We start from the raw sequence: 15,532 nt of genomic DNA, 5'->3' as shown, positions 1-15,532 counted from the left end.
CATATAAAGAAAAGAACGAAACAAGTTGTTTCGTATTTTTTTATTTGTTTTAACAAAAAACTAATAAAGACAGTCAAACTATCCTTAGGACAACTCCTAAGGACTTTTTTATATATTCAAAACCTGTATAATAAAGAGCAGAGAACATTGTGAGTAAAGTGGGTGAAGTCTGTGAGTAAATATGAAGTAACAACAAAATCTTCTGAGGAAACACAAAGGTTATCAGAAAAACTAGGTAAGCTCGTAGAGGCACAAGACGTAATTATTTTAGAAGGAGATCTTGGAGCTGGTAAGACGACTTTTACAAAGGGACTAGCAAAAGGTCTTGGAGTGAAAAGAGTTGTAAATAGTCCTACCTTTAATATCATCAAAGAATATAAAGGAAGATTACCGCTATATCATATGGACGTGTATCGCTTAGCAGAAAGTGAAGAGGACTTAGGCTTTGATGAATATTTCTACGGTGAAGGAATTACGGTAGTAGAATGGGCTCATTTAATAGAGGCATATTTACCAAATGAAAAGTTACAAATTAGTTTATTCCATGCTGGAGATGACACAAGAAAAATTATACTCGAGCCAATTGGAGATCGCTATATTAGATTATGTGAGGAGCTATTACAAGATGAAAGTACTAGCAATTGATACTTCAAATTACGTAATGGGTGTATCCCTTATTGAGGAAGGAAACGTAATTGGGGAAATCATTACAAATTTAACAAAAAACCATTCTGTACGTCTTATGCCAGCTGTAGAGAAACTGTTAAAAGAGTGTGGCGTAAAACCGAAGGAATTAACTAAAATCGTTGTAGCTGCTGGACCTGGATCCTATACAGGTGTTCGCATAGGCGTGACAGCGGCGAAAACATTAGCTTGGTCACTTCAAATACCAATTGTAGGTGTATCAAGTTTAGAGGTAGTAGCTGCAAACGGTGCTAACTTTAACGGGTTAATTTGTCCTTTATTTGATGGAAGACGTGGGCAAATTTATACTGGGTTATATACATATGAAGGAGAGCAGTTAACTTCAATAGAAGAAGACCGAATTATTCTTATTGTAGACTGGTTGCAAATGTTAAAAGATAAAGGACAGCCTGTTTTATTTATCGGTAACGATGTTAAATTGCATAAAGAAACAATTATAGAACATTTAGGTGATCAAGCTGTATTCGCTCCATTTACTAAAAATAACCCAAGACCAAGCGAGCTAGCATTCTTAGGATTACAAAAAGAAGAACAAGATGTGCATACGTTTGTTCCAAGCTATCTTCGTTTAGCTGAAGCTGAAACAAAGTGGTTAGAAAGTCAAAACAAGTAGGAGCTTGCAGAAGATGGATATGATATTTAGAAAGATGGAGCTTGATGATATTGCTCAAATTGTAGCTATTGAAGAAGCGTCTTTTTCAACTCCTTGGACTGCAGATGCCTTTCACCGTGAATTAACGATGAATGAACATGCACATTATATTGTGTTAGAAAAAGATGGTCGTGTAGTCGGGTATTGTGGATTGTGGATAGTTATTGATGAATCACATATAACAAATATAGCTATTTTGCCAGAATACCGAGGTCAAAAGTTAGGAGATGCCCTATTGAAAGCAGTTATTTCTGAAGCGAAAGAACTAGGGGTAAAAACAATGACACTTGAAGTACGTGTATCAAATGAAGTAGCAAAGCAGTTATACAGAAAATACGGATTTCAAAATGGTGGGATTCGTAAACGATACTATGCAGACAATCAGGAAGATGGTCTCGTAATGTGGGTGAATATATAATGGAAAAAAATACGATTATACTTGGTATTGAAACAAGTTGTGATGAAACAGCAGTAGCAGTTGTTAAAAATGGAACGGAAATTATTGCGAATGTCGTTGCATCACAAATTGAAAGTCATAAACGTTTTGGCGGCGTTGTACCAGAGATTGCATCCCGTCATCATGTAGAAGAAATTACAGTTGTGTTAGAAGAAGCTTTAAAGGAAGCAAACATCACATTTGATGATATTGATGCAATTGCTGTAACAGAAGGTCCCGGTTTAGTAGGAGCACTTCTAATTGGAGTAAATGCAGCGAAGGCAGTAGCGTTTGCACATGATATTCCGTTAGTCGGTGTTCATCATATTGCTGGTCATATTTATGCGAACCGTTTAGTAAAAGAAGTTCAATTCCCGTTATTATCACTTGTTGTATCTGGTGGGCATACAGAACTTGTTTATATGAAAGAACATGGTTCATTCGAAGTAATTGGTGAAACACGAGACGATGCAGCTGGAGAAGCATATGATAAAGTAGCTCGTACGTTATCTATGCCATATCCAGGTGGTCCTCATATTGATCGCCTTGCACATGAAGGAGAACCGACAATTGATTTGCCTCGTGCATGGCTAGAACCGGATTCATATGATTTTAGCTTTAGTGGATTGAAATCAGCAGTTATCAACACTGTGCATAACGCAAAACAACGCGGTATAGAAATTGCGCCAGAAGATTTAGCGGCAAGTTTCCAAGAAAGTGTAATAGATGTACTTGTAACGAAAGCAGCTCGTGCAGCAGAAGCTTATAATGTAAAGCAATTACTTCTTGCTGGTGGAGTAGCTGCTAATAAAGGACTTCGTGCGCGATTAGAAGAGGAATTTGCACAAAAAGAAAACATTGAATTAATTATTCCGCCGCTATCTTTATGCACAGATAATGCAGCGATGATTGCAGCGGCAGGGACAATTGCTTATGAACAAGGTAAGCGTGCAACATTAGCCTTAAATGCAAATCCAGGATTAGATATTGAAGCATAGTTATGCACATAATTAACCACAGGTTGTGGATAAAACCCATATTGTCTGTTGATAATGTGGGTTTTATTGTGTATATAAAATGTTGATAACTTTTTTGTTGATTGTGGATAATGTGGAAAAGTTATTTTAAAGTTTATTTTATAAAGGTGGATATGTGTATAAACTTGTGGATAAATAGGATGATGTCAGACCTTTGAATTTGTTCTTTTTCGGGAAATAAAAAGTAAGAAGATATCCCCGAAAAACATTTTGAAACATCCCCCTATTATAGAAGATGCTAATATTGTCAATCTTTGTCGTTAAATCGATATTTCGTGTCGAATTGTTAATATATATAGGGTTACAATAGATATATTTGAAAAATCGTTGGTATATTCTAAGTTACGATTGATATACTCAAAAAATTGTTTCTGTATTAAAAGAAAAAAAGATGTCGCATAGTCAAAAATCCTGACTTATGAGACATCTTCCTTATTTAAATATGCTTATACATGCAGCTCTTCCCATTCTGCCATGCAAGTTTCAAGTTGTTCTTGTAGCGTTTGCTTTTTAGTTGTAATTTCACTAGCTTTTTCATAATCTGCATATATTTCTGGTAAGCAAAGTTGATCTTCTAACGTAGCAATTTCTTCTTCTAATTCCAATATACTTTGTTCTAGCTCTTCAATTTTTCTAGTGCGTTGACGCTCTAGTTTTTTACGCTCTTTTTCTTCTAAATAATTTAATTTCTCTTGTGCAACCACCTTTTGAACAGGAATGTCACTTTCTTGCTGTTCAAGTTCTGCACGTTCAATCATTTCATTTTTCTTTTCAACGTAGTAATCGTAATCCCCTAAATATTCCTGTGCACCTTCTGTTGATAACTCAACCACAGTCGTTGTTACACGGTTAATAAAGTAGCGGTCATGTGAGACGAATAGAAGAGTCCCTGGATAATCAATTAAAGCATTCTCCAAAATTTCTTTACTATTTAAATCAAGGTGGTTCGTAGGCTCATCTAGAATTAATAAATTTGACTTTTGCATCATAAGTTTTGCAAGAGCTAATCGAGCTTTTTGTCCACCACTAAGGGAAGATACTGGTTTCAGTACATCATCTCCTGTGAATAAAAAATTCCCGAGTATAGTACGGATTTCTTTTTCAGGTTGCAGTGGATATTCATCCCATAGTTCATTTAAAACCCGTTTAGAAGATGTTAAGTTTGCTTGTTCTTGATCATAATAACCAACAGATACATTTGATCCGAAAGAAACATCACCATTTAATAGTGGTAACTTATTCACAATAGACTTTAACAATGTGGATTTCCCAATTCCGTTTGGACCAACTAAAGCAACACTATCTCCGCGAGTTAAGCGCATAGTTACATGTTCAATTATAGGGTTCTCATCATAGCCAATGGTTGCATCATTTACTTGTAAAACATCATTTCCACTTTGCTTTTCAATATCGAAGTGGAATGATGCTGACTTAGAATCCCCTAATGGTCTCGTTAATAATTCCATTCTGTCTAGTTGTTTACGACGACTTTGAGCACGTTTCGTTGTAGAAGCGCGAGCTATATTCTTTTGAACGAAGTCCTCAAGTTTTGCGATTTCATCTTGTTGTTTTTCGTAACGTTTCATTTCTTGCTCATATAATGCTGATTTTAAGTCTAAATATTTACTGTAGTTACCAACAAATCGTCTGCTTTCTTTATTTGAAATTTCATATACTTGTGTAACGAGTTTGTCTAAGAAATAACGGTCATGTGAAACGATTAATATTGCGCCAGGATAACCTTGTAAATATTGCTCAAGCCACGTTAATGTTTCGATGTCTAAATGGTTTGTAGGCTCATCCAAAATAAGTAAGTCTGGTTTTGTTAATAATAATTTCCCGAGAGCTAATCTTGTTTTTTGCCCGCCGCTTAAAGTAGAGATCGTCGTCTGGTGCGTTTCAACTGGGAAGCCAAGGCCGCTTAAAATGGAGCGAATATCCGCTTCATATTGATATCCACCTTGATCTTTATAATTGAGTTGCAATTGGTCATAATCAGCTAACAATCTTTCATATGTAGCTTCGTTTGAAAAGTTTTCTTCTTTTCCCATTTCTTGCTCAAGTCTTCGAAGTTTTGTCTCCATTTGCTGTAAGTGGGTAAAGACGGTTAGCATTTCATCCCAAATTGTTAAAGACGTTTCTAGTCCAGTATTTTGAGCTAAATATCCGATTGAGACATCTTTCGGTTTTATAATTTCGCCACCATCATGAGATAATTCACCAGCGATAATTTTTAATAATGTAGATTTGCCTGCTCCATTCCTTCCAACTAATGCGATACGATCTTTTGTTTGTACTTCCAATTTTATGTTTGCAAGAATCGTTTCTGCACCGTATAATTTCGAAAGCGCGTTTACTTGTAATAAAATCAATGTTTTCACCTCAAATAATTTCTTAACTTTGCCATGTTTATATTTCTCAATCATACTAAAAATAGTGTATAGTTTAAAATAAAGAGAGAATACTTCTTCTCTTTATTATACAAGGAATTTAATGAGTGCTAAACTTCTGTATTTGATTAAAGTATATGAATAAAGATAGGAAGAGAGGAGAGGTCATATGGATCAGCAAAAGATTCCACAAGCCACTGCTAAAAGATTGCCTCTATACTATCGATTTATCCAAAACTTATCTCTTTCTGGTAAGCAGCGTGTTTCATCGGCCGAATTGAGTGAGGCAGTAAAAGTAGATTCCGCAACAATACGAAGAGATTTTTCGTATTTTGGAGCGTTAGGGAAAAAGGGATATGGATATAACGTAAATTATTTATTATCATTTTTCCGCGAAACACTTGATCAAGATGATATAACACGTGTAGCACTTATTGGAGTAGGTAATTTAGGGACCGCTTTCTTACATTATAATTTCACGAAAAACAATAATACAAAAATTGAAATGGCATTTGATGTTAGTGAAGAGAAAGTTGGAACAGAAATCGGGGGCATTCCTGTATATCATTTAGATGAATTAGAAGAGAGATTATCAAATGATATACAAGTGGCAATATTAACAGTACCGGCTACAGTAGCACAAGCTGTAGCAGATAGATTAGCTGAAACGAGCGTGCACGGTATTTTGAATTTCACACCAGCGCGATTAAACGTATCAGAGAATATTAGAATTCATCATATTGACTTAGCTGTAGAGTTACAAACATTAGTTTACTTTTTGAAAAACTATCCACAATAAAACGCAGAGGAAGCGACCTCTGCGTTTTATTATTGTTTCTTCTTTGTGAATTTAATTAATATAAGGCGAAGTGCCAAATTAAAATCAATTGTTGCCATAACTGCAAATAGTATTGTCCACATATTCCAGATTGTATCTGTCACGTTCGTAATGGCGAAGCGTGTAAAGATACATCCAAGAAGGAAGTATAGTGCAGCCATGAACAATGGTGAGTTTCTCATACAAAAAATCCTCCGATAAAGCCTTGCATTTTTTCAGCTTCTTTAATCATTTCTTGAATTTGTTCATTGCTCATAAAAATTTGCCCAATAGCGACCAATGTATTCATCGCAACATGAGCTGCAATCGGAACGATAATCCGTTTCGTCTTCACATATAAGAAGGCGAATACGAGCCCCATAGCAGTGTATACCAATAAATGAGTAAAATCAAAATGAATTGCTGCGAATACAAGCGAACTAATGATAGCTGCGATAAAGAAGTTAAACTTCTTATAAAGTGCACCAAATAAAATTTTTCTAAATACGATTTCTTCTAAGATAGGTCCAATTATAGATACAACAATAAGGAACCAAGGGGTCGTTCTTGCAATCTCCATCAGTTTCATTGTATTTTCTGAACCTTGTTTAATTCCTAGCAGCTGCATCTCGATCATACCGGCAACTATTTGTGAAAAGAAAGCTAAGAAGAACCCGATGAAAATCCATCCAATAGTAGCTGGAGCAGAAGAGCGCTTTGGATCTAAATGCCTGTCACGAATATCTGTTCTAAGTAACCAAAGTACGATACATAATGCAACAAAGAAGCTAATAATTGCCCAGTGTCCCGTTATGATTTGTCCTTTTTCCTCAATGGTAAATCCTCTATTATCATAGAGTCCTGTTTTTAGGAGAAGTGGCAATCCAACAACGCCAGATAACTGCATTAAAATGTATGTAACGATAATCCACCAGTATTGTTTCTTCAAATGGTTTAACCATCCTTTCTAACTATAGTGTATGAGATAAGTTAGGATAACATGTAAATATGCTACCTACGATATAAACCTCACTTGAATTATGTTTTTTTCGTAAATCCTTATTTGAAATTATAATAGAAGACAGGAGAAAGTTGTGTGTGTAGCGAAAACAACTTAGGGTGTCCTTTCATATTGTAACATACGAGCAGTGGAAACAACGATTCATATAGTAAAGGCAGTATTCTATATAGTGATTTGCGAAAAAATTATGATTTTTTTACTTGCAAAAGAAATTGAGATTATTTATTATTATAAGTGTGTTAGCACTCGGATGACTTGAGTGCTAATAAAAGAAATTTACATAACAAAATGAGGAGGTTATTGTTCATGCTAAAGCCATTAGGTGATCGCGTTGTAATTGAGCTTGTTCAAGCAGAAGAAAAAACAGCAAGTGGTATCGTATTACCAGATACTGCAAAAGAAAAACCACAAGAGGGTAAAGTTGTTGCAGTAGGTACTGGTCGAGTGCTTGAGAATGGTGAGCGTGTTGCTTTAGAGGTAGCAGCAGGTGATCTTATCATCTTCTCAAAATATGCAGGTACTGAAGTGAAATATGAAGGTACAGACTACTTGATTTTACGTGAAAGTGACATTTTAGCAGTTATCGGTTAATTATATAAATCTTAAAAAATCCAAGGGGGTCAATTATTATGGCAAAAGATATTAAATTTAGTGAAGAAGCACGTCGTTCGATGCTTCGCGGTGTCGACACTCTTGCAAATGCAGTAAAAGTAACGCTTGGACCAAAAGGTCGTAACGTTGTTCTTGAGAAAAAATTCGGTTCACCACTTATTACAAATGACGGTGTAACAATCGCAAAAGAAATCGAATTAGAAGATGCATTCGAAAACATGGGTGCGAAACTAGTAGCAGAAGTTGCCAGCAAAACAAATGACGTAGCTGGTGACGGAACAACAACTGCAACTGTATTAGCGCAAGCTATGATTCGTGAAGGTCTTAAAAACGTAACAGCTGGTGCGAACCCAATGGGTCTTCGTAAAGGTATCGAAAAAGCTGTTACTGCTGCAATTGAAGAATTAAAAACGATTTCTAAACCAATCGAAGGTAAATCTTCTATCGCACAAGTAGCTGCTATTTCTGCTGCTGACGAAGAAGTAGGTCAATTAATCGCTGAAGCAATGGAGCGCGTTGGTAACGACGGCGTTATTACTTTAGAAGAATCTAAAGGCTTCACAACAGAATTAGACGTAGTAGAAGGTATGCAATTTGATCGTGGATATGCATCTCCTTACATGATTACTGATTCTGACAAAATGGAAGCAGTTCTTGATAACCCATACATCTTAATCACTGACAAAAAGATTTCTAACATTCAAGAAATCTTACCAGTATTAGAGCAAGTGGTACAACAAGGTAAACCACTTCTTATCATTGCTGAAGATGTAGAAGGCGAAGCGTTAGCTACATTAGTAGTGAACAAACTTCGTGGTACATTCAATGTAGTAGCTGTTAAAGCTCCTGGATTTGGTGACCGTCGTAAAGCAATGCTAGAAGATATCGCGATCTTAACAGGTGGCGAAGTAATCACTGAAGAATTAGGTCGTGACTTAAAATCTGCTACAGTTGAATCTTTAGGACGCGCTGGTAAAGTTGTTGTTACAAAAGAAAACACAACTGTAGTTGAAGGTGTAGGAAGCACAGAACAAATCGAAGCTCGCATCGGTCAAATCCGTGCGCAATTAGAAGAAACAACTTCTGAATTCGATCGTGAAAAATTACAAGAGCGTCTTGCAAAACTTGCAGGTGGCGTAGCGGTAATTAAAGTAGGTGCAGCAACTGAAACTGAGTTGAAAGAACGCAAACTTCGTATTGAAGATGCACTTAACTCAACTCGTGCAGCAGTAGAAGAAGGTATCGTTGCAGGTGGTGGTACTTCACTTATGAACGTATACACAAAAGTAGCTTCTATCGTAGCTGAAGGCGACGAAGCAACAGGTATCAACATCGTACTTCGCGCACTAGAAGAGCCAGTTCGTCAAATCGCAATCAACGCTGGTCTAGAAGGATCTGTAGTTGTAGAGCGTCTAAAAGGCGAAAAAGTAGGCGTTGGTTTCAACGCAGCTACTGGCGAATGGGTTAACATGCTTGAGTCTGGTATCGTAGATCCAGCTAAAGTAACTCGTTCTGCACTTCAAAACGCAGCATCTGTTGCAGCTATGTTCTTAACAACTGAAGCTGTAGTAGCTGACAAGCCAGAACCAAATGCACCAGCAATGCCTGACATGGGCGGCATGGGCATGGGCGGTATGGGCGGAATGATGTAATTCCGTTTGCCCTAAAAAACATCCATTTCTATATAGAAATGGATGTTTTTTTATGTTTTTTAGAAAAGGAAATGAATTTCTGTAGAATTTTGTCGCTTTCTCTCTTGACCATATTGATATTTCATTGTTAGAATCTAGGAAGATAATATAAAACGATCCTTCATATATCCTCAATGATATGGTTTGAGAGTCTCTACCGGGTTACCGCAAACAACCTGACTATGAAGGCAGTGTGTCTTATATTTATAAAGAGCGGAGACTATCTTTCTTTATAAAGCCAGACCCCTGCCTTTTCTTTGTTATGAGACTAGAGGCGGAGGACTGGCTTTTTTTATTATATTGGTAATGCTTTTCGCCAAATTGGTGAAAATATTTATATACGAGAACTAACGTTGGGGTGATTATTTTGAAGAAACAACACGATACAATTATCGTTTTAGATTTTGGAAGTCAATACAATCAGTTAATAGCACGTCGAATTCGTGAGTTCGGTGTATACAGTGAACTTCATCCACATACAATTACTGCAGAAGAAATTAAAGCAATGAATCCAAAAGGGATTATTTTCTCTGGTGGACCAAATAGCGTATACGGTGAAGGTGCATTACATTGTGATGAAAAAATCTTTGAACTAGGTTTACCAATCTTCGGTATTTGTTACGGTATGCAGCTTATGACGCAACACTTCGGTGGTAAAGTAGAGCGTGCAAATCACCGTGAGTACGGAAAGGCTGTTCTTAAAGTAGAGAACGAATCAAAATTATATGCGAACCTTCCAGAAGAGCAAGTTGTATGGATGAGCCATGGTGACTTAGTAACTGGTTTACCTGAAGGATTCGTAGTAGACGCAACAAGTGAGTCTTGCCCAATTGCTGGTATGAGCAATGAAGCGAAAAACTTATACGGTGTACAATTCCACCCAGAAGTACGTCACTCTGAGCACGGTAACGATTTAATTAAAAACTTCGTATTCGGCGTATGTGGTTGTTCTGAAGGATGGAACATGGAGAACTTTATCGAAGTAGAATTAGAAAAAATTCGTGAAACTGTTGGAGACAAAAAAGTACTATGCGCACTTAGTGGCGGTGTAGACTCTTCTGTTGTAGCAGTATTAATTCATAAAGCAATCGGCGATCAATTAACTTGTATTTTCGTTGACCACGGCTTACTGCGTAAAGGCGAAGCAGAAGGCGTTATGAAAACATTTAGCGAAGGCTTCCACATGAACGTTATTAAAGTGGATGCAAAAGAACGCTTCATGAACAAGTTAAAAGGTGTAGAAGATCCAGAACAAAAACGTAAAATCATCGGTAACGAATTCATTTACGTATTTGATGATGAAGCGTCTAAATTACAAGGTATGGACTTTTTAGCACAAGGTACACTTTACACAGACATCGTTGAAAGTGGTACAGCAACTGCACAAACAATTAAATCTCACCACAACGTTGGTGGACTTCCAGAAGACATGCAGTTCAAATTAATTGAGCCTTTAAACACGTTATTTAAAGACGAAGTACGTGTATTAGGATCTGAACTAGGAATTCCTGATGAAATCGTATGGCGTCAACCATTCCCAGGACCGGGTCTTGGTATTCGTGTATTAGGTGAAATTACAGAAGAGAAATTAGAAATCGTTCGTGAATCTGATGCGATTTTACGTGAAGAAATTATTAAAGCGGGCTTAGACCGTGAAATCTGGCAATACTTCACTGCACTTCCTGGTATGCGTAGCGTAGGTGTTATGGGTGACGAGCGTACTTACGATTACACAGTAGGTATCCGTGCAGTAACATCTATCGACGGTATGACAGCTGACTGGGCACGTATCCCTTGGGACGTATTAGAGAAAATCTCTGTACGTATCGTAAACGAAGTAAAACACGTTAACCGTATCGTGTATGATGTAACGAGTAAGCCACCAGCAACTATTGAGTGGGAATAGTATTTATAAAAAGGTCCATCTATTGCTTATGCATAGATGGATCTTTTTTATTTTGGCATTAATACGAACGAAACTATAAAAGTTTATGAAAATGTTCGTTTTTAAATTGACAAAACTACTTCGTCGAGTTAATATGATTATGTAATTCAAACGAAAAGTGAATATTATAGCCGTCGTATAATATCGGGGATATGGCCCGAAAGTTTCTACCTAGCTACCGTAAATGGCTTGACTACGAGGCGTTTGTATAAAGATGAGGGGAAACTTGTCTTTGTTTATAGAACGCTTCCATGTATATATGCAATGGAAGCCTTTTTTATTTCTCGGGATAAAAGAGGGCTAGGGTGAAATACGGCGAGTAATCATATAACGGGGGAAACATAGGATGAAACGCTATTTTCAGTTTGATGAGCTCGGTACGAATTATAAGACTGAGTTCATAGCAGGGTTAACGACATTTCTATCTATGGCTTACGTACTATTTGTCAATCCTGCTACGCTGTCGCTTGGAAATGTTAAAGGGTTACCAGCAGGTACAGGGATGGATCCAGGTGCAGTATTCGTTGCTACGGCATTAGCGGCAGCGATCGGTTCGTTAATTATGGGTATTTTCGCGAAGTATCCAATTGCTTTAGCGCCAGGTATGGGGATTAACGCGTTCTTTGCTTATACAGCAGTCTTAACGATGGGTATTCCGTGGCAAACGGCCATTGCCGGAACATTAATGTCAGGTATTATCTTTATTATTCTTACTGCTTCAGGTATTCGTGAAAAAATCATTAATGCAATTCCATCGGAGTTAAAGTTTGCAGTAGCAGCAGGTATTGGATTATTCATTGCTTTCCTTGGATTCCAAAATGCCGGAATTATCGTGAAAAACGATGCGGTTCTTGTTGGGTTGGGGGACTTAACAAAGGGCACAACGTTACTAGCAATCTTCGGGGTTGTTACTACGATCATCTTCATGATTAAGAAAGTTAATGGTGCAGTATTCTACGGTATGATTCTTACAGCGATCTTAGGAGTTGCAACAGGATTAATTGATACTCCGAAAGCTGTAGTGGGAGCAATACCGAGTCTAGAACCAACGTTCGGTGTGGCGTTAACGCACTTCGGCGATATTTTCACAGTTCAAATGGGGATTGTTATTATAACGTTCTTCTTTATAGATTTCTTTGATACAGCAGGTACGCTTGTAGCGGTTGCGAATCAAGCAGGATTAATGAAGAACAATAAATTACCACGTGCAGGAAAAGCGTTATTTGCAGATGCGATTGCAACTGTAATTGGTGCGATCTTGGGTACATCAACAACAACGTCTTACATTGAATCGTCTGCAGGGGTAGCAGCGGGAGGACGTTCTGGATTTACAGCAGTTGTAACAGCAGGATTCTTCTTACTGGCACTATTCTTTTCGCCATTATTAAGTGTTGTAACGCCAGCTGTAACGGCACCGGCTTTAATTATTGTAGGAATCTTGATGGTTTCTTCCTTAGGGGAAATTGATTGGAAGAAATTCGAGATTGCAGTACCAGCATTCTTTACAATTATCTCTATGCCACTTACGTATAGTATCGCAACTGGGATTGCCATTGGATTTATCTTCTATCCAATTACAATGGTTGTGAGTGGTCGTCGTAAAGAGGTTCATCCGATTATGTATGTTATGGGAGTTTTATTCGTGCTATATTTCATCTACGTTCGTAAATAAAAGGGGTTTTTTAAAGGTCTAGACTTAAGGGGAGTCTAGACCTTTTTGCGTCTTCAGAAAATCTTAAGGATTTCCGAGCGTTTTTCTTCAGAAGTTTTCCTATAATAGAAGTTAGGGATTAAAAAAGTGATGGGGGAGATATTGTGGCACACGAAACAATACTTGTCGTAGATGATGAAAAAGAAATTCGGAATTTAATTACAATCTATTTAAAGAATGAAGGATATAAAGTATTACAAGCAGGAGACGGAGAAGAAGGATTACGTCTATTGGAAGAAAATGAAATACATCTAGTCGTATTAGATATTATGATGCCGAAAGTGGATGGTATTCATATGTGTATGAAGGTAAGGGAAGCGAAAGAAATGCCTATTATTATGCTTTCTGCCAAAACGCAAGATATGGATAAGATTTTAGGATTAACAACAGGGGCAGATGATTACGTAACGAAGCCCTTTAATCCATTAGAGTTAATTGCACGAATTAAATCTCAGTTACGCCGTTATATGAAAATGAATGGTTTCGCTGTCCAAAATGAGGACGAGTTAGAAATTGGGGAGATGAAAATCAACATCTCGACCCATAAAGTTGTTGTAGAGGGAGAAGAAGTGAAACTAACTCCGAGGGAATTTTCAATTTTAGAATTGCTAGCTAGAAATCCAGGTATGGTGTTTAGTGCGGAGCAAATTTATGAAAGGGTGTGGAACGAACGATCTTTCCAGTCTGATAATACTGTAATGGTGCACATTCGGAAAGTGCGTGAAAAGATTGAGGAGAATCCAAGGAAACCTAGATATATAAAAACAGTATGGGGAGTGGGGTATAAGATTGAAAAAGATATTTAATCCGTTTACTTATATAAGGAAAATAAGAGAATTAATTGAGAAATTAGTAAAGAGCGTACGAAAGAGTATAAGGATTCAATTGATTACTACTTTTGCTGCTTGTGCGTTATTAGGAGTTTTGTCAGCGAAGGGAGCTGCGCCATTTTTTGAGAATGCGAATCGTCAAGCAACTATCGATTATCGGGCTGGTATGGAACAAATTAATCACCAAGCTCAAGGAGCGGCAAATAGTTCGGTTCATGAAAATAAATTAGAAGCTATATCAAATATGATCGAAATGGAGAACCAAAATTTAGAGCAAGGGTCTAGAGCTTTAAAGATATTGGTTACTGATGAAAGTGGTAAAGTTTTATATAAAACAAAGCAAGCGCAAGAAGAGCAAATCGATTTGCATAATACGATTCGTAATGCAGCATCATTTGCGATTAATTATACAGATGGTAGAAATGTATTTGAAAGTACAAGAAAAGAGTTTATATCTTTTTCACCTATTACTATTGAAGGAAAGAATTTGTACATGTTTGTTAGCGGAATTCCAGAGGGAGAGGTAATGTATGATACGAAAGAAGGGCCATTCCCGTTTTTAATTGGTGTTCTTGTATTCATTTTCTCTTTCTTCTATATAACAAAGAGAAAGATGAAGCAGATTGAAGCAATGGCACAAGGTGTAAAGGAAATAGAAAGAGGCAACTTAGCGTACCGCATTGAGAAAAAAGGTGAAGATGAGATTGCAGCTTTAACTGAGAATATTAATAATATGGCAGAAGAGCTTATGAATAATATAGAAAAGGAACGTAAATTAGAGAAGCAAAAGAATGAGCTTATTACGAATGTATCTCACGATTTACGCACACCGCTGACTTCTATTATGGGCTACTTACGATTACTTCGAGATTCTAAATATGAAAATAAAGAACAACACGATGAGTATACGAGAATTGCTTTTGCAAAGTCGGAGCAGTTAAAAAATTTAATAGAAGATTTATTTGAGTATACGAAGTTAACAAATGAACAAGTTGTATTAGAAAAACAGGAAGTTTGTATGAATGAGCTACTCGAGCAATTAATAGAAGAGTTAGTACCGCAGGCGGAAGAACATGGACTTACGTTTGTTAAGAAGTTTCCTGAGGAACGTGCTTATGCATCGATTGATTCGGAAAAGATGGTTCGTGTATTTGATAATTTACTAATGAATGCGATTAAGTATAGTAAAGATGATGCAGATATAAAAGTTTCTCTTCAAAGGCAGCGTAGGGATATACAAATTGTAATTGCGAATCATAGTGAAGAGTTTACGAGAGAAGAGTTAGCGAATTTGTTTGAACGTTTCTATAAGAAGGATCAATCTCGAAGTAGAGTAACGGAAGGGTCGGGACTCGGTTTAGCGATTGCGAAAAGTATTGTTGAGTTACAAGGTGGTAGTATTCGAGCGGAATATAGGGATGGTATTATTCAATTTATCGTTTCGTTACCAATTATAGAAAAATAATAAATGAATAGAATGATATGTGATAAAAAGGCTTATTTTAAAAGAAATAAGCCTTTTTATATTTTTTATAAAAACATATTGACGATTAGAGCTTAGAGGTGTAATATAGAACAAGTCGCCGATGACAATAACATCGCAAGCGACAAACGAAATGAAAAACTTAGTTGACATTGAAAGATGAAAATGTTAACATAAGGAAGTCGCAAATGAGCGACCAAGT

14 protein-coding genes and 2 riboswitches are annotated in these 15,532 nt (G+C 36.9%); of the genes, 11 read left to right on the top strand and 3 right to left on the bottom strand.

All coding sequences use genetic code 11. The features are described from left to right. Positions 1 to 171: 171 nt before the first annotated feature. Genes tsaE through tsaD form a run of 4 tightly spaced genes read left to right on the top strand, consistent with a single transcriptional unit; the run spans position 172 to position 2,791 of the window. The gene (gene tsaE, locus ACQGSG_RS20425) at positions 172 to 645 is read left to right on the top strand and encodes a tRNA (adenosine(37)-N6)-threonylcarbamoyltransferase complex ATPase subunit type 1 TsaE (protein WP_000049648.1); all 474 of its coding nucleotides are present in this window, start codon (positions 172 to 174) and stop codon (positions 643 to 645) included. Then, the gene (gene tsaB, locus ACQGSG_RS20420) at positions 626 to 1,318 is read left to right on the top strand and encodes a tRNA (adenosine(37)-N6)-threonylcarbamoyltransferase complex dimerization subunit type 1 TsaB (RefSeq protein WP_000865753.1); all 693 of its coding nucleotides are present in this window, start codon (positions 626 to 628) and stop codon (positions 1,316 to 1,318) included. Before tsaE ends, tsaB begins: the two co-directional genes overlap by 20 nt. Positions 1,319 to 1,331: 13 nt before the next feature. Next, positions 1,332 to 1,775, top strand: a complete 444-nt coding sequence (gene rimI / locus ACQGSG_RS20415) for a ribosomal protein S18-alanine N-acetyltransferase (RefSeq protein ID WP_000367191.1) — start codon at positions 1,332 to 1,334, stop codon at positions 1,773 to 1,775. Next, the gene (tsaD, locus tag ACQGSG_RS20410; RefSeq protein WP_000414585.1) at positions 1,775 to 2,791 is read left to right on the top strand and encodes a tRNA (adenosine(37)-N6)-threonylcarbamoyltransferase complex transferase subunit TsaD; all 1,017 of its coding nucleotides are present in this window, start codon (positions 1,775 to 1,777) and stop codon (positions 2,789 to 2,791) included. Before rimI ends, tsaD begins: the two co-directional genes overlap by 1 nt. Positions 2,792 to 3,276: 485 nt before the next feature. On the opposite strand, the gene ACQGSG_RS20405 is transcribed toward tsaD, so the two are convergent. Next, entirely contained in the window at positions 3,277 to 5,202 is a 1,926-nt protein-coding gene (locus ACQGSG_RS20405; RefSeq protein WP_000602145.1) for an ABC-F family ATP-binding cassette domain-containing protein, read from the bottom strand. Positions 5,203 to 5,389: 187 nt separating this feature from the next. On the opposite strand from ACQGSG_RS20405, the gene ACQGSG_RS20400 reads away from it, so the two are divergent. Further along, positions 5,390 to 6,019 (top strand): redox-sensing transcriptional repressor Rex, encoded by a 630-nt coding sequence (locus ACQGSG_RS20400; protein ID WP_000372699.1) that lies wholly within the window; start codon positions 5,390 to 5,392, stop codon positions 6,017 to 6,019. A 29-nt stretch (positions 6,020 to 6,048) separates the two neighbouring features. On the opposite strand, the gene ACQGSG_RS20395 is transcribed toward ACQGSG_RS20400, so the two are convergent. Further along, positions 6,049 to 6,240, bottom strand: coding sequence for a YdiK family protein (locus tag ACQGSG_RS20395; protein ID WP_001246200.1), 192 nt, complete (start codon positions 6,238 to 6,240; stop codon positions 6,049 to 6,051). Further along, entirely contained in the window at positions 6,237 to 6,986 is a 750-nt protein-coding gene (locus tag ACQGSG_RS20390; RefSeq protein WP_000745326.1) for a CPBP family intramembrane glutamic endopeptidase, read from the bottom strand. The genes ACQGSG_RS20395 and ACQGSG_RS20390 overlap by 4 nt, the downstream gene beginning before the upstream one ends. A gap of 378 nt (positions 6,987 to 7,364) precedes the next feature. On the opposite strand from ACQGSG_RS20390, the gene groES reads away from it, so the two are divergent. The 6 genes from groES to ampS all read left to right on the top strand — a co-directional run bounded on the left by groES (position 7,365) and on the right by ampS (position 15,312). Further along, positions 7,365 to 7,649, top strand: coding sequence for a co-chaperone GroES (groES, locus tag ACQGSG_RS20385; RefSeq protein ID WP_000917311.1), 285 nt, complete (start codon positions 7,365 to 7,367; stop codon positions 7,647 to 7,649). 38 nt (positions 7,650 to 7,687) lie between these two features. Next, positions 7,688 to 9,322 (top strand): chaperonin GroEL, encoded by a 1,635-nt coding sequence (gene groL / locus ACQGSG_RS20380; protein ID WP_001029993.1) that lies wholly within the window; start codon positions 7,688 to 7,690, stop codon positions 9,320 to 9,322. 140 nt (positions 9,323 to 9,462) lie between these two features. After that, a riboswitch (purine riboswitch) is annotated at positions 9,463 to 9,564 on the top strand. 164 nt (positions 9,565 to 9,728) lie between these two features. Further along, positions 9,729 to 11,267: a glutamine-hydrolyzing GMP synthase gene (gene guaA / locus ACQGSG_RS20375; RefSeq protein ID WP_000743906.1), complete on the top strand. Its 1,539-nt coding sequence runs from the start codon at positions 9,729 to 9,731 to the stop codon at positions 11,265 to 11,267. Positions 11,268 to 11,420: 153 nt separating this feature from the next. Continuing rightward, a riboswitch (purine riboswitch) is annotated at positions 11,421 to 11,522 on the top strand. Positions 11,523 to 11,652: 130 nt separating this feature from the next. Further along, entirely contained in the window at positions 11,653 to 12,978 is a 1,326-nt protein-coding gene (locus ACQGSG_RS20370; RefSeq protein ID WP_000833096.1) for an NCS2 family permease, read from the top strand. 143 nt (positions 12,979 to 13,121) lie between these two features. Further along, positions 13,122 to 13,823, top strand: coding sequence for a response regulator transcription factor (locus ACQGSG_RS20365; RefSeq protein ID WP_325842280.1), 702 nt, complete (start codon positions 13,122 to 13,124; stop codon positions 13,821 to 13,823). Then, positions 13,807 to 15,312, top strand: a complete 1,506-nt coding sequence (gene ampS, locus ACQGSG_RS20360; protein ID WP_000719210.1) for an aminopeptidase AmpS — start codon at positions 13,807 to 13,809, stop codon at positions 15,310 to 15,312. Before ACQGSG_RS20365 ends, ampS begins: the two co-directional genes overlap by 17 nt. The last annotated feature ends 220 nt before the right edge of the window (positions 15,313 to 15,532 follow it).

Origin of the sequence: Bacillus sp. GMa5/1, from assembly GCF_050172015.1 — a bacterium.
GTDB lineage: Bacteria > Bacillota > Bacilli > Bacillales > Bacillaceae_G > Bacillus_A > Bacillus_A cereus.
This window is presented reverse-complemented; position numbering and strand designations above follow the sequence as displayed.

Bases quoted from the DNA above. Each gene is read 5' to 3' on its own strand.
- ACQGSG_RS20400 (WP_000372699.1), top strand. From the start codon at position 5,390: ATGGATCAGCAAAAGATTCCACAAGCCACTGCTAAAAGATTGCCTCTA.
- ACQGSG_RS20395 (WP_001246200.1), bottom strand. From the start codon at position 6,240: ATGAGAAACTCACCATTGTTCATGGCTGCACTATACTTCCTTCTTGGA.
- rimI (WP_000367191.1), top strand. From the start codon at position 1,332: ATGGATATGATATTTAGAAAGATGGAGCTTGATGATATTGCTCAAATT.
- tsaD (WP_000414585.1), top strand. From the start codon at position 1,775: ATGGAAAAAAATACGATTATACTTGGTATTGAAACAAGTTGTGATGAA.
- groL (WP_001029993.1), top strand. From the start codon at position 7,688: ATGGCAAAAGATATTAAATTTAGTGAAGAAGCACGTCGTTCGATGCTT.
- ACQGSG_RS20370 (WP_000833096.1), top strand. From the start codon at position 11,653: ATGAAACGCTATTTTCAGTTTGATGAGCTCGGTACGAATTATAAGACT.
- tsaB (WP_000865753.1), top strand. From the start codon at position 626: ATGAAAGTACTAGCAATTGATACTTCAAATTACGTAATGGGTGTATCC.
- groES (WP_000917311.1), top strand. From the start codon at position 7,365: ATGCTAAAGCCATTAGGTGATCGCGTTGTAATTGAGCTTGTTCAAGCA.